Annotated in this window: 18 protein-coding genes; 14 read left to right on the top strand and 4 right to left on the bottom strand. The window is 73.2% G+C overall.

The features are described 5' to 3' along the window. Window positions 1–19: 19 nt before the first annotated feature. Entirely contained in the window at window positions 20–766 is a 747-nt protein-coding gene (locus WMF39_RS26325; RefSeq protein WP_437739234.1) for a response regulator transcription factor, read from the bottom strand. Between the two features lie 116 nt (window positions 767–882). Between WMF39_RS26325 and WMF39_RS26320 the strand changes: the two genes are divergently transcribed. From WMF39_RS26320 to WMF39_RS26260, 13 genes are all read left to right on the top strand, one after another. Continuing rightward, the gene (locus WMF39_RS26320; RefSeq protein WP_437739233.1) at window positions 883–2,400 is read left to right on the top strand and encodes a TolC family protein; all 1,518 of its coding nucleotides are present in this window, start codon (window positions 883–885) and stop codon (window positions 2,398–2,400) included. Next, on the top strand, window positions 2,397–3,653 hold the full coding sequence (locus tag WMF39_RS26315) for an efflux RND transporter periplasmic adaptor subunit (protein WP_437739232.1): 1,257 nt from the start codon (window positions 2,397–2,399) through the stop codon (window positions 3,651–3,653). The genes WMF39_RS26320 and WMF39_RS26315 overlap by 4 nt, the downstream gene beginning before the upstream one ends. Before the next feature lies 1 nt (window position 3,654). Further along, window positions 3,655–4,386 carry an ABC transporter ATP-binding protein gene (locus WMF39_RS26310; protein WP_437739231.1) on the top strand — a complete coding sequence of 244 codons (732 nt, stop codon included), beginning with the start codon at window positions 3,655–3,657 and terminating at the stop codon, window positions 4,384–4,386. After that, on the top strand, window positions 4,380–5,591 hold the full coding sequence (locus tag WMF39_RS26305; protein ID WP_437739230.1) for an ABC transporter permease: 1,212 nt from the start codon (window positions 4,380–4,382) through the stop codon (window positions 5,589–5,591). The genes WMF39_RS26310 and WMF39_RS26305 overlap by 7 nt, the downstream gene beginning before the upstream one ends. A 327-nt stretch (window positions 5,592–5,918) precedes the next feature. Next, window positions 5,919–6,407 (top strand): hypothetical protein, encoded by a 489-nt coding sequence (locus WMF39_RS26300; protein ID WP_437739229.1) that lies wholly within the window; start codon window positions 5,919–5,921, stop codon window positions 6,405–6,407. A gap of 103 nt (window positions 6,408–6,510) precedes the next feature. Further along, window positions 6,511–7,236 (top strand): zf-TFIIB domain-containing protein, encoded by a 726-nt coding sequence (locus WMF39_RS26295; RefSeq protein WP_437739228.1) that lies wholly within the window; start codon window positions 6,511–6,513, stop codon window positions 7,234–7,236. An 87-nt stretch (window positions 7,237–7,323) separates the two neighbouring features. Continuing rightward, window positions 7,324–8,478 carry a PAS domain-containing protein gene (locus tag WMF39_RS26290; RefSeq protein ID WP_437739227.1) on the top strand — a complete coding sequence of 385 codons (1,155 nt, stop codon included), beginning with the start codon at window positions 7,324–7,326 and terminating at the stop codon, window positions 8,476–8,478. Window positions 8,479–8,586: 108 nt separating this feature from the next. After that, window positions 8,587–9,294 carry an SDR family NAD(P)-dependent oxidoreductase gene (locus WMF39_RS26285; RefSeq protein ID WP_437739226.1) on the top strand — a complete coding sequence of 236 codons (708 nt, stop codon included), beginning with the start codon at window positions 8,587–8,589 and terminating at the stop codon, window positions 9,292–9,294. Between the two features lie 194 nt (window positions 9,295–9,488). Beyond that, the gene (locus WMF39_RS26280) at window positions 9,489–10,082 is read left to right on the top strand and encodes a hypothetical protein (protein ID WP_437739225.1); all 594 of its coding nucleotides are present in this window, start codon (window positions 9,489–9,491) and stop codon (window positions 10,080–10,082) included. A gap of 358 nt (window positions 10,083–10,440) precedes the next feature. Further along, window positions 10,441–11,733, top strand: coding sequence for a pectate lyase family protein (locus tag WMF39_RS26275; protein WP_437739224.1), 1,293 nt, complete (start codon window positions 10,441–10,443; stop codon window positions 11,731–11,733). Between the two features lie 107 nt (window positions 11,734–11,840). Beyond that, window positions 11,841–12,911, top strand: coding sequence for a FecR domain-containing protein (locus WMF39_RS26270; RefSeq protein WP_437739223.1), 1,071 nt, complete (start codon window positions 11,841–11,843; stop codon window positions 12,909–12,911). Next, window positions 12,908–13,951 (top strand): hypothetical protein, encoded by a 1,044-nt coding sequence (locus WMF39_RS26265; protein WP_437739222.1) that lies wholly within the window; start codon window positions 12,908–12,910, stop codon window positions 13,949–13,951. Before WMF39_RS26270 ends, WMF39_RS26265 begins: the two co-directional genes overlap by 4 nt. Window positions 13,952–14,004: 53 nt before the next feature. Next, the gene (locus WMF39_RS26260) at window positions 14,005–15,246 is read left to right on the top strand and encodes an RCC1 domain-containing protein (protein ID WP_437739221.1); all 1,242 of its coding nucleotides are present in this window, start codon (window positions 14,005–14,007) and stop codon (window positions 15,244–15,246) included. Window positions 15,247–15,253: 7 nt separating this feature from the next. On the opposite strand, the gene WMF39_RS26255 is transcribed toward WMF39_RS26260, so the two are convergent. Both WMF39_RS26255 and WMF39_RS26250 read right to left on the bottom strand, forming a co-directional pair. Then, window positions 15,254–15,877 (bottom strand): RNA polymerase sigma factor, encoded by a 624-nt coding sequence (locus tag WMF39_RS26255; protein WP_437739220.1) that lies wholly within the window; start codon window positions 15,875–15,877, stop codon window positions 15,254–15,256. Window positions 15,878–16,010: 133 nt separating this feature from the next. Further along, a complete protein-coding gene (locus WMF39_RS26250; protein ID WP_437739219.1) occupies window positions 16,011–18,140 on the bottom strand; it encodes a glycoside hydrolase family 52 protein in 2,130 nt (709 codons plus the stop codon). A 341-nt stretch (window positions 18,141–18,481) separates the two neighbouring features. On the opposite strand from WMF39_RS26250, the gene WMF39_RS26245 reads away from it, so the two are divergent. Further along, window positions 18,482–18,970: an FHA domain-containing protein gene (locus WMF39_RS26245; RefSeq protein ID WP_437739218.1), complete on the top strand. Its 489-nt coding sequence runs from the start codon at window positions 18,482–18,484 to the stop codon at window positions 18,968–18,970. An 81-nt stretch (window positions 18,971–19,051) separates the two neighbouring features. Here WMF39_RS26245 and WMF39_RS26240 read toward each other — a convergent pair whose 3' ends face one another. Beyond that, window positions 19,052–20,092, bottom strand: a complete 1,041-nt coding sequence (locus tag WMF39_RS26240) for a hypothetical protein (RefSeq protein WP_437739217.1) — start codon at window positions 20,090–20,092, stop codon at window positions 19,052–19,054. Window positions 20,093–20,261: the final 169 nt, after the last annotated feature.

The raw sequence follows: 20,261 nt of genomic DNA, 5'->3' as shown, positions 1-20,261 counted from the left end.
CCTCCGGGGAGGAAGCGCTTCACGCGCGCTCCCGCGCGAGGATGTAGCCCGCGTTGCGGACCGTCTTGATGCGCTCGCCGCCGCCAGGCCCGGGCCCGAGCTTGCGGCGGAGGTTCGAGACGTGCATGTCGATGCCGCGGTCGTACGCCGCGAGCCGGCGTCCGAGGACGCGCCGCGCGAGATCCTCGCGCGAGACCACCGTCCCCGCCTGCCGCGCCAGGACCTCGAGCAGGTCGAATTCGGCCGTGGTGAGCCGGACCTCCTCGCCGCGGACACGGACGCGCCGCGCGGCGGGGAGCACCTCGAGATCGTCGACCGTCAGCGCGCCCTGCGCCTCCGCGGCGGAAGGACCGGCCGCCGCGCCCGGCCCAGCCGCCGCGCCAGCGTGAGAGGCGCGCCGGTGGAGCGCGCGCACGCGGGCGACCAGCTCGCGCGGGTTGAACGGCTTCGGGAGGTAGTCGTCGGCGCCCATCTCGAGGCCGACGATGCGGTCGACGTCCTCGCCTCGCGCGGTGAGCATCAGGACGGGGACCCGCGAGCTCTGCCGCAGCCGCGTGAGGACCTCGAACCCGTTGAGCCCAGGCAGCATCACGTCGAGCACCACGAGCGTGAACGGCCTCTCCTTCTCCTCCTGCGCGCGCGCGAGGCCGGAGATCGCGTCGCGCGCGCTCTCCACGGCGTAACCCTCCTGACCGAGCAGCTCGGCCAGGAGCTCGCAGAGCTCGGCGTCGTCGTCGATGACCAGGATCTGGGGCGGATCCGCCATGTCGCGACTGTAGCGCGGCTGTCGCACCGCCGTGTAAGGCCTGGTCAAGAGGCGTCTTGACGAATCTTTACACGACCAGGACACCTCTTGAGACACTGCCCTTTAGCTTGCGGTGCATGACGTTCACTCGCTCGATTCGCTTGCCGTGGCTGGCGTCTCTCGCCCTCGCCGCCACGTGCTCGCTGAGCGTCGCGGCGCGCGCCGAGACGCTCACCGCCGAGGAGGCGGTCCGCCGCGCGGCCTCCCAGAACCCGTCCCTCCGCGCGGCGCTGCTCGAGGCCACCGCGGCGCGGCAGGCCGTCGCCGCCGAGGAGGGCGCCCGCATGCCCACGCTCTCGGCCTCGGTGACCGGACAGTACCAGGAGAGCTATGGCAGGGTCGCCGACGCCAACGGAGGCGCGCCGGGCAATGGAGCCGGCGCGCTCCAGCGCTCTGGCGGCACGTCCGTCGCGTCGAACGCGGCGCTGCGGTACACGACCGACGTCGGGACGAGCCTCGAGGTGGGCGCGTCGGCGCGCTCGCCCGCGGACGGGACCCCGGGGCCGAACTACGGCGCTCAGGCCTACGTCTCGGCGCGGCAGCCGCTGCTGCGGGGGGCCGGGACCGACGCGGTCCTCGCGCCCTACGCGCAGGCGCAGGCGTCGGCCGTCGCCGCGGAGCAGGAGCGCGAGCTCGCCGCGAGCCAGACCGCGCTCGACGTGCTCGGGGCGTACTGGGAGCTCTGGTACGCGGAGCAGGCGATCCTCGTGCAGGAGCAGGCGCTCGCGGCCGCAGAGCGGCTGCTCGCCGACGCGAAGGCGCGCGCCGAGACCCTCGGCACCGGCACGAAGGTGGACGTCCTGCGCTTCTCGACCTCGGCCGCGTCGATCGCGGACGCGCTGTCGCAGGCGCGGGCGACGCGCGCGGCGCGGGCGATCGCGCTCGGGCGCGCGCTCGGCATGGCCCCGGCGAGCGCGGCGTCGCTCGCCCCGACCGGCGCGCCGCCGTCCCTCGGGGCCCTGCCGTCGGCCGACGCGCTCGTGCGCGCGGCGAGCGAGCGGTCGCTGGAGCTCGCGGCCCTGCGCGCCGACCTCGACGCGCAGCGCGCGCGGGTGAGCGCGGCGGAGGACGCGGACCAGATCCGCCTCGACCTGTTCGCGACGGCCTCGATGGATGGGCAGTGGGTGCGCGACGGCCTGCCGGGGCTCTCGCTGCCGGGCGGCCGGCCCGCGTTCGGGGTGCTGGGCGGGATCGAGGTCGAGCTGCCGATCGGCGGCGGCAGGGCGTCCGCGGACGCGGCCCGCGCGCGCACGCAGCTCGCGGCCGCGGAGGCGCGGTACCAGGCGCGCGCCGAGGCGATCGCGGCCGACGTGAGCTCGCTGCGCGCGAGCCTCGAGGCCGCGGCCGAGCAGGTCGCGCTGGCCACCGAGACGGCGCGCATGGCGGGCGAGCTGGCCGAGGCCGAGCGCCAGCGGCTCTCGCTCGGGACCGCGACGTCGGCGGACGTGGTGCAGGCGGAGCAGACGCGGAGAGAGGCGGAGCTCCGCAGGCTGCGGGCGGCGGTGACGGAGCTGACGTCGCGCCTCCAGCTCGATCACGAGACGGGCGCGCTGCTCGTCCGCTTCGCGTCGGTGCTGCCCAGGAGGTCGTCATGAACAGGAACAAGAAGCGCTACCTGATGTCCGGCGTGGCCGCGGTGCTCGTGGCGAGCTTCGCGATCGGCGGGTACGCCTGGTACAAGCAGCCCGAGAAGACCCCCGCCGGCCCCACCGTCGAGATCCGCCGCGGGAGCCTGACCGAGACCGCGGCCGCGTCCGGGAAGATCGAGCCCGACGTGCAGGTCGAGGTGAAATCGCGCGCCCCGGGGCAGGTCATCGAGGTCCTCGTGAAGGAGGGCGATACGGTCGAGGCGGGGCAGCTCCTCGTGCGCCTGGACCCGACGGACGCGGAGCGCGACCTCGCCGAGGCGCGCGTGGCGCGCGACCGGGTGAAGGCCGATCTCGCCGCGGCGAACGCGTCGGTCGCGGTCGCCGAGCTCGAGCGCAAGAACAGCCAGGCGAGCCAGGAGGTCGCCGAGAAGAGCGCCGAGATGGGCCTCGGGCCGACCGACGCGGCCCGCACGGCGGCGCACTCGACGAAGGTCGCGGGCGCCAACATCACGCTGCGGCGGGCGCAGCTGAGCTCGACGCAGGCGCAGCTCAAGGCGGCCGAGCTGGCGGTGCAGGACGCCGAGACGCGGCTGAAGGAGACGCAGATCTACGCGCCGATCGCCGGGACGGTGCTCGACGTGGCCGTGGAGAAGGGGACGCTCGTGTCGTCGGCGCTCACCAACGTGAGCGGCGGCAGCGCCGTGATGACGCTCGCCGATCTGTCGAACCTGCGCATCGTCGGCGCGATCGACGAGGCGCAGATCGGGCGCGTCGCGCCGGGCCAGCGGGTCGACATCCGCGTCGACGCCTACGGGGACCGGGTGTTCCAGGGCGTTGTCGACCGCGTGAGCCCGCTCGGCAAGGAGGTGTCGAGCGTCGTTACGTTCGACGTCGAGATCGTCGTCAAGGACAAGGACGCGTCGCTGCTCCGGTCGGGGATGAGCGCGGACGTGGAGATCGTGACCGCGGAGCAGAAGGACGTGCTGCTCGTGCCGCTCCTGGCCGTGCAGTCGCAGGGCAAGCGGCGGTTCGTGCGGCTCGCGAGCGGCGAGGAGCGGCCGATCCAGACCGGGGCGACGGACGGCTCGCAGATGGTCGTGACCGAGGGGCTGAGCGAGGGCGACGACGTGCTCGCGAGCGCGCCCGTCTCGAGCGCGGCGGGGCCGCAGGGCCAGGGGCAGGGGCAGCGGCAGGGCGGCGGCCAGAACCCGATGCGGGGGATGGGCATGGGGATGGGCGCCGGCCGAGGGGGGCGCTGAGATGGACGTCCCGGTCCTCGTGAGCGGGCTCTCGAAGGTGTACCACGCCGATCGCGAGGACCTCGCGGTGCGGGCGGTCGACCGGATCGGCTTCGAGGTGCGCCGGGGCGAGTCGGTGGCGATCATCGGGCCCTCCGGCTGCGGGAAGTCGAGCCTGCTGAACATCCTCGGGTGCCTGGATCGGCCGACGGAGGGCACGTACCGGCTCGGGGGGCGCAACGTGGCGGAGCTCGACGACGACGAGCTCGCGGCGCTCAGGAACCGCCACATCGGGTTCGTGTTCCAGAGCTTCAACCTGCTGCCGCGGATGACGGCGGCGGAGAACGTCGAGCTGCCGCTGCTCTACGGGGCGGTGAAGAACAGCCGCGCGCTCGCGGAGGGCGCGCTCGAGCGCGTGGGGCTCGCGGCGCGCGCGCGGCACCTGCCGTCGGAGCTCTCCGGCGGGCAGCGGCAGCGCGTGGCGATCGCGCGGGCGTTCGTGACGCGGCCGTCGATCCTGCTGTGCGACGAGCCGACGGGCGCGCTCGACAGCAAGACGGGGCGCGACGTGCTGGAGCTGCTCCTGTCGCTGAACGCGGACGGGACGACGCTGATCATGGTGACCCACGACCTCGCCGTGGCGCGGTCGCTCTCGCGCGCCATCCACATGAGGGACGGGCACATCGTGGCCGACGGGCCTTCGGCCGACGTGGTGTCGGCGTTCCACGCGGGCGAGATGGAGGCGGCATGCTGATCAAGGAGACGGCGAAGAGCGCGTGGCGCTCGCTCGCCTCGAACCGCCTGCGCACGCTGCTGACGATGCTCGGCATGATCATCGGGACCGCGGCGGTCGTGGCGGTGCTCGGGATCGGGGAGGGCGCGCGCAGCAGCGTCGAGGGGCGGATCCGGTCGCTCGGCGCGAACCTGCTGATGGTGCGCCCGGGGTCCGCGTCGGCGAGCGGGGTCCGGTCGGGCACGGTGAAGACGCTGACCGTGGACGACGCCGAGGCGCTCAAGGGGCTCGACGGCGTGGCGGCGATCGCGCCGGAGCGGAGCGGCAGCGCGCAGCTGCGGTACATGGCGAGCAACCTGAACGCGTCCGTGACGGGGATCACGCCGGCGTACCTCGAGGTCCGCTCGCTCTCGGTGGCGAGCGGCGTCTCGTTCTCCGACCTGGACGAGCAGCAGCGGGCGCGCGTTGTCGTGCTCGGGGCGAACGTGGCGCGGCAGCTCTATGCGGCCAACGTGAGCGCCTCGCCGCTCGGGACGCGGCTCCAGATCAACGGGAATGCGTTCCGGGTGGTCGGGGTGCTGGCGGAGAAGGGGTCGGGCATGGGCTCGCCGGACGACGGGGTGTTCGTGCCGCTGTCGACGCACCGGTCGGTGCTGTTCGGGCAGGATCACCTGTCGACGATCTCGCTGCAGCTGGCGAGCGAGGATCGGTCCGACATGGTGATCGCGCAGCTGGAGCAGCTGCTGCGCCTGCGCCACCGGCTGCGCGCGGATCAGCCGAGCGATTTCGAGGTGCGGTCGCAGGCCGAGATGCTGGCGACGATGGGGCAGATCACGGGCACCTTCACGATGCTGCTCGGCAGCGTGGCGGCGGTGTCGCTGATCGTGGGGGGCATCGGGATCATGAACATCATGCTGGTCTCGGTGCGGGAGCGGACGCGCGAGATCGGCGTGCGGATGGCGGTGGGGGCGCGGCGCGGGGACATCCTGCGGCAGTTCCTTGTCGAGGCGGTCGTCGTGTCGCTCGCGGGCGGCGTGGCCGGGGTGGGCCTCGGGTACGGGGCGGCGGTGCTGCTGTCGCGGTTCGGGGAGTGGGCCACCATCGTGCCGACGTACGCGGTCGGGCTGGCGCTCGGGGTGTCGATCCTCATCGGGATCACGTTCGGCGTGGGGCCGGCGAGGCGCGCGTCGAGGCTCGATCCGGTGGAGGCGCTGCGGTTCGAGTGAGCGGCAATGGGGGCGGCACGGGTTGAAGGCGCGAGTCTCGGGCGTGCGGGACGATCAACCAACATGACCAAGACACATGATCGCCGGTCGTCGTCCCGAGGACCGAACTCGCTGGCCTGAAGGAGACTCGTTCCCGCTGCCCGCGCCCATCGCGAGGGAATGCAGACTCCGCTGGTTCTGGGCCGCTCATCGCTCCACGCCCACCTGAACCCACGTCGCTGCGCGGCGGTCCGTTCTGGCCGATCACGCAGCATTTGTCGGCGCAGCGCTGAGCTCGCCATTGCTTTTCAGTGCCGGCGCGCCGCCGGCTCGCTATCCTGTGGTGGGATGGATGTCCTGCTGCAGAACGACCACCTGACGGTCACCCTCGATCAGGAGATGTCGATCGTCCGCAGCACCCGCTCCGAGGTCCCCTATCCGTCTCCCGACGATTTCATCCGGGTCCACTCCGAAGCGCTCAAGGTCTACGAGTCGCTCGATCGCTGGTGCCTCGGCCACCTGCTCGACCTCCGCCGGGCGCCCATGAACAACGATCCGGCGTTCGAGGCCGCGACGATGCGCACGCGCAGCATGCTCGTCAGCGAGTTCGCGTGCGTCGCCATCGTCGTGCGGACGGCGGTCGGCGCCCTCCAGGTGAACCGGCTCCTGCGTGAGGAGAACAACGACCATGTCGTCGTGCTTCAGGACGACGACGCCGCCGTGGGAGTTCTCCTCGAGGAGCTCGGAAAGCAGGTGCGCCGGTCCAGCGCGCCGCCGCACAGCCGCCCCCGGAGCTCCCATCCCCATCCCTGGATGCGCCCCGCCAGGCAGCGCTGAGCCCGATCATCCGTCCGGCGCTTTGAAGGTGGCGCCGGCGCCCGGAGCGAGGGCGCCTGTCGCGGCGCTTCTCGTGAGCGCGCTGGGCGTCTAGACTCCCAGGGTGCGCGCCGATCGCAGCACGTGCCCGCGATGCGGCCTCCTGATCAACGCGGAGGGGCGCTGTTACCCCGGGTGCCAGGGGCCGCTCGCCACCGTGCGCTGCGGCGGCTGCTACCAGCTGAACCTCCCCGACGCGGAGCGCTGCGACGGGTGCGGGCACGAGCTCGGCCTGGAGCCCATCCCCGAGCCCGACGCGCTCCTCTGCTCCGATTGCGGCGTGCCCTTCTCGGCGTTCCGCGCCGCGGCCGGCCTCCTGCGCGACTGCGGCCGGTGCGGCGGCCAGCTCGTCGACCACGCGCTCTTGCTGGACCTCCTGGAGCGCCGGGAGAGCTATGGGGCGAGCGCGCCGAGGCCGCCGCGGCGGCCGGAGCACGTCGACGTCCGCGTGCGCTACGTCCGGTGCCCGGCGTGCGGCCAGCGGATGAACCGCAAGAACTTCGCCGGCAAGAGCGGCATCATCGTCGACATCTGCAGGGAACACGGCACCTGGTTCGACCGGGGCGAGCTCCCGCAGCTCCTCGCCTTCGCCGCGTCGGGCGGCACCGCGAGGGCGCGGCAGCAGCAGATCGAGGAAGAGGCGCGGTCGCGCCGGGAGGCCGAGATCGCCAGGGAGGCGGCGCGTCGGGCGAGCGCCGTCGTGGCTGCCTCGTCCTGGGAATCCCGCTGGGAAGGCCGGCGGGCCGCCGTGCAGGAGCTGCTCGATCTCTTGTGGCAGATCACCCGCTGAGCGTCCGCGCGCGCCGGCCGCGCCGGTGAAGAGACGTCAAGGGGCGTGCAGGACGGACGGGGGCGTCGTATGACGTGCCGCCACGACATGACGTCCCTCGACCAGCGCCTGTCGGCGCTCGATCTGTCCGTCCTGCCGACCTGGGTCTACGACCACGGCCGGTACCGGTTCGCATGGGGCAACGCGAAGGCCGTCGAGTTCTGGCGCGCGGCGGATCGCGCCGAGCTGCTCTCCCGCGACCTCTCGGACCTGTCGCCGGCCGTCCGCGCGCGGCTCGACGGCTACCTCCGCGTCCTCGCGGAAGGGGGGACGGTGCTGGAGGACTGGACGCTCTACCCGCGCGGGACGCCCGCGACCGTGACGCTCCACGGGCAGCCGATCGACCTCGATGACGGGCGGCTCGCGATCCTGTTCCAGGCGCTCCCCGAGGCCGCCAGCGTCGGCGCCTCGATGGTGCGCGGCGTGGAGGCGGTCCGGCACTCGTCGGTGCTGGTCAGCCTCGTCGACCGGGAGGGGAAGGTGCTCTTCCACAACCCCGCGGCCCTGCGCGCCCTCGGCGACGCGCCGACGATCGACGCGGCGTTCCCGGACGAGGGCGTGAGCGCGGCGGTCCGCGGCGCGATCGACGCCGAGGCGGCGTGGGCAGGGGAGGTGCGGGTCGTCACGACCGACGGCGAGCGGTGGCACCAGGTGGAAGCGCGCCCCACGACCGATCCCGTGACCGGCGCGCGCGCGGTGCTCGTGCAGCAGCTCGACGTCACGGCGCAGCGGCGCGCCGAGGGGCAGGTCGAGGAGCAGGGCCGGCTCATCGACCAGCTGAACCGCTCGCTCGCCCTCGTGGAGGAGCAACGGCGGCAGATCCTGAACCTCTCCGCGCCGATCCTCGACGTCGGCCGGGGCACGCTCGCGGTGCCGCTCATCGGGCGGCTCGACGCGGAGCGCGGCGGCGAGCTCGGAGAGAGGCTCCTCCCCGCGATCGTGGCGCAGCGGGCGTCCCACGTGGTCCTCGACGTCACCGGCGCGGAGGCGCTCGATCCGGACGGCGCCGCGGCCCTGGAGCGGCTGGCGCACGCGATCCAGCTGCTCGGCTCCAGGCCGATCCTCACCGGCGTCCGCCCGGAGGTCGCGCGCGCGCTCGTCGACGTCGACCTCGGCGAGGAGCTGCTCGTCCTGCGCAGCCTCGGCCGCGGCCTGGAGGTCAGCCGGAGGCGCGCGCGTGGAGGCCCGCGGCGCCGGGCGTAGGAGCCGGCGCGCGCGGCGCCAGCCGGAGCGGCGTCCCCGCGGCGCCTGCGACCGCCGCAGCGCTTTTCGAGCTGCCAGGCCGGACGGCCTCTGCCATAAGAGGCCGCCATGACGCTTGAAATTCGTGGAAAGTGGGCGCTGGTCACCGGCGCGAGCCGGGGTATCGGAAAGCGGATCGCGCGCGGCCTCGCGGACCTCGGCTGCAACGTCGTCCTGCACAGCCGCGACGCGGCGCACACGCGCGAGCTCGAAGGGGAGCTCGCCGGCAAGGGGATCCGGGTGAGCGCCGTCTCGGGCGAGCTGTCGGATCAGGCGGCGGTCGACCGCATGCTGGACGACGCCATCGCGGCGTCGGGCGGGATCGACCTCCTGTTCAACAACGCCGCCATCATGACGCCGTTCCGCGCCTCGCACCTGCAGACGCCGGCGGACGATTACCGGCTCAGCTTCGAGGTGAACGTCATCAGCCCGATACGGATCACGTACCGGCTGCTGCCGACGATGCTGGAGCGGCGGTTCGGGCGAATCGTGCAGGTGACCTCCGGGATCCAGGATCAGCCCGAGCTGATGGCCTACGCGGCGTCGAAGGCCGCGCTCGACAAGTTCGTGCGCGACATGGCGCCTTCGCTCCGTGGCACGGGCGTGCTGATGAACCTCCTCGACCCGGGGTGGCTGCGGACCGATCTCGGCGGGCCGAATGCGCCGAACGACGTCGAGTCGGTGCTGCCTGGGGCGCTCGTCCCGGCGCTGGTCGACGGCGAGGTCCACGGGGTGCTCTTCCGCGCGCAGGACTACGCGCGTCCCGCCGCGCGCTGACACGCGCGGGGCGTGCTTCTGACGTCCGCGCGCCACGCGTGAATCGCGTGAATCGCGTGAATCGCGCGCCCCGTGTGAATCGCGCCGGCTCGACAAGTTGTGCCGCGCCGCCGGTGCGCGTCTTGCTAGCGTCGTGGGAGATGAACGAGAGCTCGGGACCTGAGGCGGACACGAGACCTCGCGCGGGCTGCGGCGTGGGGGAGGCTCCCACGGCGCTCGCGACGGAGGCCGCCGCGCGTGCAGCGCGATGGGGGCGCTGGGGGGCGCTCTTGCCGGTGCTGGCCTGCGCGTGCTCGCTGGAGGGGTTGTCCGCCGCGTGGGACGCCTCGTCGGCGCCCACGGGAGGGGGGAGCAGCTCGTTCAGGATCAGGATCGAGGCCGAGGACTGCGAGCTCTCCGGCCGCTTCGAGCGCGTGGACGACCCGCTGGCGAGCGGCGGGACGTACGTGGCGGTCCCCGAGGAGGCGAATTGCGAGAGCGACCGGGTCGACTGCTCGTTCGAGATCGGTGAGGCCGGCACGTACCAGATCAGGGCCAGGGTCGCCACGGGGCCCGACGAGAGCACGGACAACTCGTTCCTGGTCCGGATGGACCATCAGCCGGAGCTCGGAACCAGGTACGACTTCAACGGGACCGCGTTCCACGAGGATTACGTTCACGACTCGGAGGACGAGACAGGGCTGCTGCTCAAGTTCCCGCTCGATCCCGGGATGCACATCGTCTCGTTCGGGTGCCGCGAGGACGCGGCGAGGCTCGACTGGGTCGAGCTCGTTCGAATCGGCCCCTGATCTCCGGGAGGAGCCGCGGAGCCGAGCACGGGACCACGCAGCGGCGCTCGATATCGCGGGCCTCGTGCAGCGCCGGGGCTGATGACGCGGTGTTGCACGTGTCCACCGTGTCAACCCGTGGTTGACAGCCTCGGTCGCGGCGCCTGCCCGGGAGCTCCGGGGGAGAGGCGCGGCGCGGCAGAGATCCCTGCGGGAAATGCGGTGAAACCGTGAGATCCAGACAGGGCTGGTTCGTCCTGAGCTGATGGCATGTGCGTTGCTGTGAAGCTCCAGCGAACGGCTTGTGTGCTGTCCGGCGCCTCCGCCCGCGTCGCGCGAGCTGCTTGGCCTTGGCTCATCACGGAAAGGTGACTTGCTCATGAAGTGCGAATCTCGAGTCGCTTGGGCTGCGCTGATCGCGCTCGGCATCCTCGGCGTTTCGGTGGTCGGATGCGGCTCGGAGACGTCAGAGCCGGAAGACGATGCGGGGCAGCCGACGAGCAGCGGGAGCGCAGGCTCCACGGCGAGCGTCGGCGCCGCCGGGACCGGTGGGACCGGCGCGGGCAGCGGCGCGGGCAGCTCCAGCGGCGGGACCGGGGGCTCCGGCAGCGGTGAGGGCGGCTCCGGCAGCGGTGAGGGCGGCTCGGACGAAGGCACCGGCGGCTCCAGCAGCGGCGCGGGCGGCTCGGACGAAGGCACCGGCGGCTCCGGCAGCGGCGCGGGCGGCTCAGGCAGCGGCGCCGGCGGCGGCGACACCGGCGCGGTCGACTTCAGGCTCTACGGCTATGCCACGACCGGCGACGGCACCACCGGCGGCAAGGGCGGAGAGGTCGTCTCCGTGAGCTCGCTCGACGCCCTGAGGAGGGAGGCCGCGAGGGACGGCGCCGTGATCATCCAGATCACCGGCAAGATCAGCGGCAGCGGCGACGACGTGGACGTCACCTCTGACAAGACCCTCGTGGGGGTCGGGTCGAGCGGAGAGCTGGAGGGGATCGGGCTCAATCTGAGGAGGGCCTCCAACATCATCGTCCGCAACCTGAAGATCCACCACGTGCTGGCCAGCAGCGGCAACGGCGACGGCATCCACATGGACGAGAGCCACAACGTCTGGATCGACCACTGCGAGCTCTGGGCCGAGTCTCCCGCCGTGAACTCCGACAAGGACAAGTACGATGGTCTCATCGACGCGACCCACGAGTCCTCGAACATCACGATCTCGTGGAGCTACCTGCACGACCACTGGAAGGGCATGCTGGTCGGCTCGTCGGACAACGACGACAGCGACCGCCGCATCACCTTCCATCACAACCGCTTCCGCAACGTGAACTCCCGCGTCCCGAGCTATCGCGGCGGCAACGGGCACGTCTTCAACAACTACTTCGAGGACGTCCCCACGTCGGGGGTGAACTCGCGGGTCGGCGCCTGCCTGAGGGTGGAGGGCAATCACTTCTACAAGGTGCAGAACCCCATCACCACCCTGGACAGCCCGGCCGGCGGTACGCACCGCATCGACAACGTGTTCGAGCAGACCACGGGGACACAGGAGTCGGGTGAAGACTGCTCCTGGACCGCGCCGTACGAGTACCCGCTCGACCGCGCGGCCGCCGTCAAGGCGCTCGTCCTGGAGCACGCGGGCGTCGGCAAGACGGACCCGCTGGCGAACCTGCCCTGAGCGCCGCCGCCGGCGCGCCCCTCGTCCCGGCGGCTCCACGTGGGAGCGCGCCCGAGCTCGCTTCCGCCGGCTGAGCCATTCCCGGCCCGTCGGGGTACATAGTGAGCATGAACCCCGAGCCGCCCCTCCGCGCCTGGGTGCGACCGCCCCTCACCCAGGGGAGCGTGGCGCGTCAGTGGCAGCGCATCGAGGAGCGGCTCGAGGCCCGGGGCGCTCGCCATGGCCGCCGGTGGCTCTGGGCCGGCTCCCTCGCCGGAGCGCTCGCCCTGGGGGCGGCCGCGCTGTGGGTGGGGGCGCGCGGCGGCTCGTCCAGCGCGCCGCCGGCCGCGGTCGCGGCGATGGGCTCGGTGCTGTCCCTGTCGGACGGCTCGACGATCTCGCTCGACCAGGGCGCGGAGCTCGAGGTGCAGCGCGACGAGCCTCGCCACGTCGCGACCGCGCTGCGCTCGGGCGCGGCCCGCTTCGAGGTCGTCCCCGACGCCGCGCGGTCGTTCACCGTCGTGGCGCGCGGCGTGGAGGTCCGCGTCGTCGGCACCGAGTTCCGCGTGGCCGTCGACGGGGCGACGGAGGAGGTCACCGTCTCGGTGACGAAGGGGATCGTCGAGGTCCGTCACCCCGCGCGGCCCGACGACGTGAAGCGGCTGCACGCGGGCGAGTCGTGGTCGACGAGGCCCGAGCCCGCGAAGGCGGAGCCGCCCGCGGACGCGGTGCCCGCCCAGCCCCCGCCCGCCCCGCCGCTCGCCACGGGCGCCCCTGCCGCGCCAGCGCAGGGGAGCGCAGCGGCCGCGCCCTCCGCGCCGAGCGCCGACGCCGCGCAGAGGCTCTTCGACGCGGCCAACCAGGCGCGGCGGGCAGGGGATCTCGCGCGCGCCGCGACGCTGTACCGGCAGCTCGTTGCGAGGCACCCCGGCGACGCGCGCGCGCAGATCGCGGCGCTCGAGCTCGGCCGCATCGAGATGGAGCGAGGCCAGGGCACGAACGCCGAGGACGCGCTCAAGACCGCCGCCTCGTCGGCGGCAGGCTCGTCGGTCCACGAAGATGCGCTCGCCCGCCTCGTCCGGCTCTACGATGGCCAGGGGAAACGAGCCGCGTGCGAAGAGGCCCGACGTCGCTACCTCACGACCTACCCGAGCGGCGTCCACGTCGCCGCCGTGAAGGCCGCCTGCGCGCCGCGGTGATGGCGGCGGGGCGCGGGCTCGTGCTCCCGGCCCTCCTCGCCGCCACCGCCGGGGTCGCGCGCGCCGAAGGAGACGCCTGCGGCGGCGATGCGCCGCCGATCGCCGTGCTCGTCGAGGGCGCGACGCCGGAGCTCGAGCGCGCGATCTTCGTGGACCTGGCAGCCGAGCTCGCCCGCACCGACCTCTGCGCGCGGCTCGAGGCGGGCGCCTCGCCCGACGCGCGCGGCGCGGGGCGCGAGCGGGCGATCGCGCGCGTGACCATCCGCATCTCGCCGGAAGGCGTCGCCGCGGTCCGCATCGACGACGCCATCACCCAGAAGCGCCTCGAACGCGCGGTGGACGTGGCCGGGCTGAAGGACGACGGCCGCGCGCTCGCGCTCGCGATCGCCGCCGACGAGCTCCTCCGGGCGAGCTGGGTCGAGCCCACGCTGAGGCGACGGGCCGCGATGGCAAGCGCCGCGCCGGCGCCGACGGCGGCGCGGGCGCCCGCGGGCGGGGTCCGCGAGGCGCCGGGCGCGGGCGGCGGAGCGGATCGGCGCGCGACCGAGATCGGCGTGCGCGCGACCGTGGCCGCGTACGGCGGCGGCCAGGTGCAGCTCGGGGGCGCGCTCCTCCTCCGGCGGGACGTGCTGCCCTGGCTTGCTGGCTCGGTGTTCGTGTACGCGCGCGAGGCGCTGCCCGCGTCCGCCGCGCTCGGGACGGTGCTCGGGCACGCCGCGGGCGGCGGCGCCTCGCTGTCGGCGTACGTCGCGCGGACGGGGCGCGCCCGGCTCGGCTTCGAGGCGGCCGTCGAGGCGGGCTACGTGCTCTTCGAGGGGCGCGCTTCGGAGGGCGCGTCGGCGTCGCGCTTCGGAGGGCCGACGGCGTTCGCCGCGCTCGGCGTGACCGCGGACGTCGACGTGCGGCCCGTGCGCTTCGGCGCGAGCGTCGGCGCGCTCGCGCCCTTCATGATGGTGGAGGCGCTCGCGGGCGACGCGGTCGTCACGAGCATGGGCGGCCCAGGCGTGCTCGCCGCGCTGGGCGCGGGGGTGGTGTTCTGACACGGCGCTCGACGCGGCCGCAGGCGTGGCGCGCGATCGCCGTCGCCGTCGCCGTGGGGGCGTGCACCCAGAGCGGCGTCGTCCTCGAGGCGGGGCCGGGCGGAGCCGGTGCAGGTGGCGCCGGCGCAGGCGGCGCCGGAACGGCGGGTGCGGGCGGAGCCGGTGCAGGTGACGCCGGCGCAGGCGGCGCTGCCGAGGACACCGTCCTGCGCGTCGACGGCCTCGCCGCGGGCCCGTACCACACGTGCGTCATCCAGGGCGGGCGGCTCTCCTGCTGGGGGGCCAACGACGAGGGGCAGCTCGGCGTCGGCGACACGGAGGACCGGACCACCCCGGCTGCGGTCGAGGGCGACGGCTGGGCCGAGAGCGCCCTCGGCGAGCTCCACAGCTGCGCGAGGCGGCTCGACGGCAGCCTGTGGTGCTGGGGCGCGAACGGCGAGGGGCAGATCGGGATCGGGTCCGCTGCTTCCGAGGTCACGCCGGCGTTGGTCAGCAGCGCGGCGCCGATGGCGCAGCTCGGGAGCACGTACCTGCACACGTGCGGGGTCGACGTCGATGCGGCGCTCTGGTGCTGGGGCGACAACGAGGAGGGCCAGCTCGGCCTCGACGATCCCTTCCCGGAGGATGGCGTCGACCGCGATCAGCCCACGCGCGTCGGGTCGGCGAACGACTGGACGCTCGTCGACGGCGGCCAGGGCCACAGCTGCGGTATCCGCGCGCCGGGCCACCTCTACTGCTGGGGGCGCAACTCCCGGGGCGAGCTCGGCCTCGGCGACGACGCCGAGCTGCAGCTTCGCGATCCGCACCGCGTCGGCGACGCCGCGGACTGGATCGACGTCCGCACCGGCCAGAACGGGGCCTGCGGGCTGCGCGACGCAGGACGCGGAGGCCACGAGGGCGCGCTGTACTGCTGGGGCGAGAACTCGTTCGGCGAGGCGGGCGTCGGGCACGAGGAGATCCTCCGGGCGCCGGCGCGCGTCGGCGCGCTCGACGACTGGGTGAGCTTCTCGATCGACACCTTCCACACGTGCGGCGTGCGCGCGAACGGCGAGCTCTACTGCTGGGGCTACAACCTGGAGGGCCAGCTCGGTCTGGGCGACATGAGCGATCACACGACGCCTGTGCGCGTCGGCGACGCCTCCGACTGGGCGTCGGTCGCGGCCGGGCGGCACCACACGTGCGCGCGGAAGCGCGACGGCGCGGTCCTGTGCGCCGGGCTCAACGATCGCGGCCAGCTCGGCGCCGGAGACCTCGATCGGCGCCTCGTCTTCACGCCGGTCGCGAGCGCGCCGTGAGCGGTCGTCACGCGCCCGGCTTGCGCGGGCGCCCGGCCTGCGCCGAGAGGCGCTCTTCGGCGGCCGCGATGCGCCGCTTGACCGTCGCGAGCGACGCGCCCGTCGCCTCGGCGACCTCTTCCAGCGACATGCCCTCGACGCGCCGGAGCAGGAGCGCGACCCGCTCGGCGACCGGGAGCGCCTCGACCTGCACGTAGAGCTGCCGCACCTCGACGGCGACGTCCTGCGGGCAGTCCGCGCCGACGACGTCGTCGAACGACACCTCCCCGCGGCGCGCGAGCCCGAGCCGCTCGGCGATGCGCTGGCGCCGCAGCTGCTTGTGCGTGAGCCGCACCGCCATCGAGGCGATCCACGAGGCGAAGGCCTGGGGGTTCTCGAGCCTGTGGAGGGAGACGAACGCCGTGAAGAACACGTCCTGCACGACGTCGTCGAGGTCCGCGCGGTTCGGGATCAGGCGCCAGAGGATCCCCGAGACGTACGGCACGTGCCGCAGGAAGAGCGCCTCCTGCGCCCAGCGCTCCCCCGCGCGCGCGGCCAGGACGAGCTCCGCGTCGGAGGGGCCCGCCTTGGGCCCGGGCGGCGCGCCTGACGTCGTCGCGCTCCCGCGTGCGCTGGGCGGACTCTGGCTCACGACGGACGATATACAATAGGGGATCGTCGCCGGACGAACTGTGAGCTCAGGGGAGGGGCGAGGTGCGCTGCCTGACGCTTCCCGATCCGGAGGGGTTCCGGGAGGTCACGTCGGCTTTGGGGGGCGGCGCGCGCTAGCGGCTCGCCGATTTCGCCCCGGCGGAGCGCTCGTCGAGCCAGAGGATGGCGGTGACGCCGCGCGGGTAATAGCGGCTGCCGACAGGCACGCCCCGCTGCATCTGGTCGGAGAAGGCCCAGTAGCCGGAGCCCTCGATCTGCCAGCGGACGTGGGCCTCGTCGTTGCGCCCGTCGTCGGAGAGGTCGGCCTTCAGGATCGCGCGCGCGATGTGCTGGCAGAGCGCGATCTTGCTCATCCAGGAGTTGTCGCTGCTGCTCGAGAGCTTCCAGCCGCCCTCGGGGAACAGGCACAGACCGGGCTTGAGGATGGCCTGGAAATGCCGGTGGAGGGTCCGCACGAGCTCGCCGTGCTCGCCCTCCGCGGCGTTGTCGTCGAGCAGGCCCATGGCGTGGGGATAGAGGAGCCCCTCGATCGCGGGGATGATCGCGCTCGTCGAGCTCCCGTCGAGCAGGGCGGGGATGTAGCCCGACGGCTCGTGGAAGGCCGACACGATGGCGCGCGCCGACCGCTGGCTCGCTGCGCTGGACTCCGCGGCCTGGGCGGCGTTCCCGCAGCGCTCGAGAAGGTGGGCGAGGATCACGTACGACGCCCACGTCTTGCCGGCCAGGTAGAGGTTGCCGCGCGCGCGACCGAGCGAGTGGTCGAGCGAGTCGTAGGTCGTGATCTCGGCGCCGGTCCCGCAGCGGTTGCTGTCGAGCGACATCACGCCGGTCCGCGCGCCGGGCTCCGGGGCGTCCCGGTGGAGGAGGCTCGTGAGGAGCTCGGCGAAGAGGCCGCGGTGGCGCTCGAGGAAGCCCTCGTCGCCCGCGCGCGCGATGTAGACGCCGGCGCAGCAGATCCAGTTCGTGAGCTGCTCGTGCGTCATGTGGCTGAAGCAGGCGGCGTCGAGGTTCGGGCGCTCGTAGCTGGAGTCGCCGGCGGGCGAGAAGTGGTTGCTGACGCCCATGTCGTGGGTGAACGACACGCCGCCCGGGAGGAGCTCGGAGGGCGCGCCGGGGCGCTTCACCTCGTCGCGGAAGCTGTAGCGATCGACGTAGAGGTCGAGGACGTCGCGCACGACCCAGGGGGCGTAGCGCAGCTCGAAGAAGAGGTGATCGATCGTGAGATCGAAGGTGTTCATCATCTCGTACTCGCCCTCGTTCACGACCCACAGCGGCGCGGGGGGCGAGGCGTCGTCGAGCGCCGTGTCGAGCCACTCGGTGGACCCGAAATAGCCGTGGGTCGCCTGGGCGAGCAGCCATTTCTGGGCGGGGCTCAGCGGCGAGCTCGCGAGCTCCTCGTCTCGCTGCGCCGCCTCGCGGACGAGCGCCTCGCGGTGGTCGAGCGCGTGGGAGAGGACGTCCTCGAGCTTCCGGAAGTAGCGGGTGTACGCGTAGCGCGCCTCGATGCCGGTCGTGATGGTCCCGGCCTCGTGGAACCCCAGCGCGATCCAGACCTCGCGCCGGGCGCCCGGCGGGACGTCGATGAGCAGGCCGCCGGTCTTGCCGAGGCGGAACAGCCGATCAGCGCTGCCCTCGAGCGCGTTCTCGGGCGAGAAGGCCTGGAAGGCGCGGACGCCCGGCTCCGGGCGGCAGGCGAAGCCCCAGCGCCGGGCGTGGGCGACGCCGATCAGCTGGCCGCCGCTCGTCGACTCGAGGTCGCGCATGCTCGGCGCATCGAGCGCGAAGACGCCCGTCATGGGCTCGGCGCGGCCGGTGTTGTCGAGCTCGATCCGCGCGATGAGGGCCGGACAGCACCGCTGGGCGACCTCGGCGGCCGGCGCCGTGCGCGGATCCGGGATCGCGCCGAACGGCGAGAAGACGGTGAACGTGATCCGTCCAGCGCGGATTGTGTCGGTGGCCCAGCCGAGCTCGCGGCGGATGTCCTGCTCGCCGAAGACGCGGCGCATCTGCGTGTCGTACGTCAGCGTGACGCCGAACGGGACCTCCGAGCCGGGGGCGCTGCTCGTCTCGAAGTAAGGGAGGCAGAAGAACTGGCCGTTGCCCTCGCGGTAACCGATGTAGACGTTCGACCCTCCCGGGCGGCCGACCTGGGAGGCAAAGCCGCCCCGTCGGTTGACGCTGCCGAGGGTGAAGGAGGCAAAGGCGCCGACCGGCGCATGCTGAACGTTGTAGGAGGAGCTCACGGCGGCACGATACAGGAGCCGCCGTGCGAAGCGCTCCTGCGGACTGGCCGGCGTGCGACGCTGGCAAAAGGCGCGTCGCACGGCGGAGCTGCCCGCGCGGGAGCCGAGTGTGGCGAGCGCCGACGATGTAGTCCGTTCAGCGCCGGAGGTCGTCTCGAAGGTGTCTCGTGGCGTCCGGTGATTCCGTCGTCTCCTGATGTATAAGGGCCTATCGGGCCCCGCCGAATTGGCGATGCGCCGCTCGGGGAGCTCGGCTCTCTCGAACGGCCCGGAACCTGGGGGAAGATCTCGTCATGTTGACCTTCGCGGCGCTTTGTGCTCAGAGCCGGGCGATTTCACGGATGGCGTTCGATCGGAAGTACCCGCACGCCTGGCTGCTCCGGGAGCTCGGCCCCGATGACCAACCTCCTCCGTCGTTCAAGACCCTCGTCGCCGGGACCGCGCCTGGCATGAGCGGCCAGCCGACCTTGTCCCGTCACCGGATCTCGTCGGGGATGATCGCCACGTCGCACGGCTGCGAGCTCCTGCCGGTGGCGAAGCGCCCCGAGAGCCCCTGGCAGGATCGCATCCTCATCGGGCGGGCGCTGAACAGCGATATCGTGCTCCGCGACGCGTCCGTCTCCAAGGTCCACGCCCACATCTCGGTGCTGGTCGCGGACACCCCGATGTTCCACGCGAGAAAGAGCACCAACGGGACCTTCCTGAACGACCGGCTCCTGGCGCCGTCCGGGGACGGCGTGCCCCTCCGCAGCGGCGACATGCTCCAGTTCGGCAACGTCCTCTGCGAGTTCATCGTGAACGCCGATCTCTACCGGCTCGTCGCTCGCTGAGGGCGGGGCCTCCCCGCTGCTGCGCTCGCCCGTCGGATCGCCCGAGCCCTGATGACCGATTCGCCGGCGCCGCCGCCGGGATCAGCTCCGCTCCGGGTGGGGCGCGCGGAAGAGCACCTCCACCGGGCCCGCGTGCGTCTCCACGACGTAGCTCGCCTCCACCGGGGCGCCGCCGCGGAACGCCCTCGTGACCTCCTTGCGCCGCTTCATCAGCTCGACCAGGCCGAGCGCGAGCGCCTCGGAGGCCGTGAGCTCCTTCGGCGTCGGCTTGCGGCCGATGAGGTCCTCGTCGACCATCGCGAGCGTGGGGTAGGCGTCCGGGTCGGCCAGCTCCCAGCGCTGCTCGGCGACCTCGGCGCGCAGCGCGGGGTGCAGGTCGCTCGCGCGATCGAAGCTCAGCGAGAAGAAGCTCGCCGGCAGCGACGCGGGCGGCGCGTCCGGGAGCTTGGCGGTCTCGGCCAGGTAGAGCTCGAACCCGCGCGCGCTCTCGAACAGGAGGACGCCGTGGCTCTGGCCAGCCTGCCCGACGACGCACAGCGCGAGATCGCGCGCGCCGAGCGACGGGATCGACAGCGCCATGATGTCGGCGTCGCTGGGCACCGCCTTCCAGGGCGTCACGCGGTAGAGCGCGGCCGCCGCGCGGAAGAACGAGGCCATCGCCGGCGCCTCGATGCCGCCCCCGAGGAAGCTCGGCGTCAGGCGGCCGTCCCGCGAGCCGAGGTGGGCCTCCAGGTCCTCGGCCACGACGTCGATCTCCGGCGTGGGCGCGACGCGGACCTCGACCTCCGGGCCGAGCCGCGCCCGCAGGGCCTCCGCGAGCGCCGGCGAGGCCACGCGCACGCGCTCGGGCAGGCGCGGCTTGCCCTCCAGGGGACCTCTGGTGGCGGCCTCGAAGCTGTCGACCGCGCCCGTCACGACGTCGCCGGGACGCAGGGCGGCGCAGCTCAGGACGAAGCCGCGCTCGGTCATCCAGACGACCGCCTCGGGGCGGTACGCGTCGTCGCCCTCGTGCACGAACGCGCGCAGGGAGAAGAAGCCGCCGATCCACTCCTCGTCCCTGCGAGGCAGCGAGCGCGCGCTCTTCTTGGACCGCTTCTTCTTGGGGGCTGGCACGGAGGACATCAGGGCACCTGTTCGCGAGGGCGCTCCAGCCGGTACGCTCGACGACCTGGGAGCGAGGGGCGAGACCGGAACCGAGAGGAACCGAGAGGAACTGAGAGGAACCGCGAGGAACCAGAGGAACCGCGAGGAACGAGAGGAACCACGAGGAACCGAGAGCGGAACGCTAGCG

It is taken from the genome of Sorangium sp. So ce1504 (genome assembly GCF_051521635.1).
Lineage (GTDB): Bacteria > Myxococcota_A > Polyangia > Polyangiales > Polyangiaceae > Sorangium > Sorangium cellulosum_B.
This window is presented reverse-complemented; position numbering and strand designations above follow the sequence as displayed.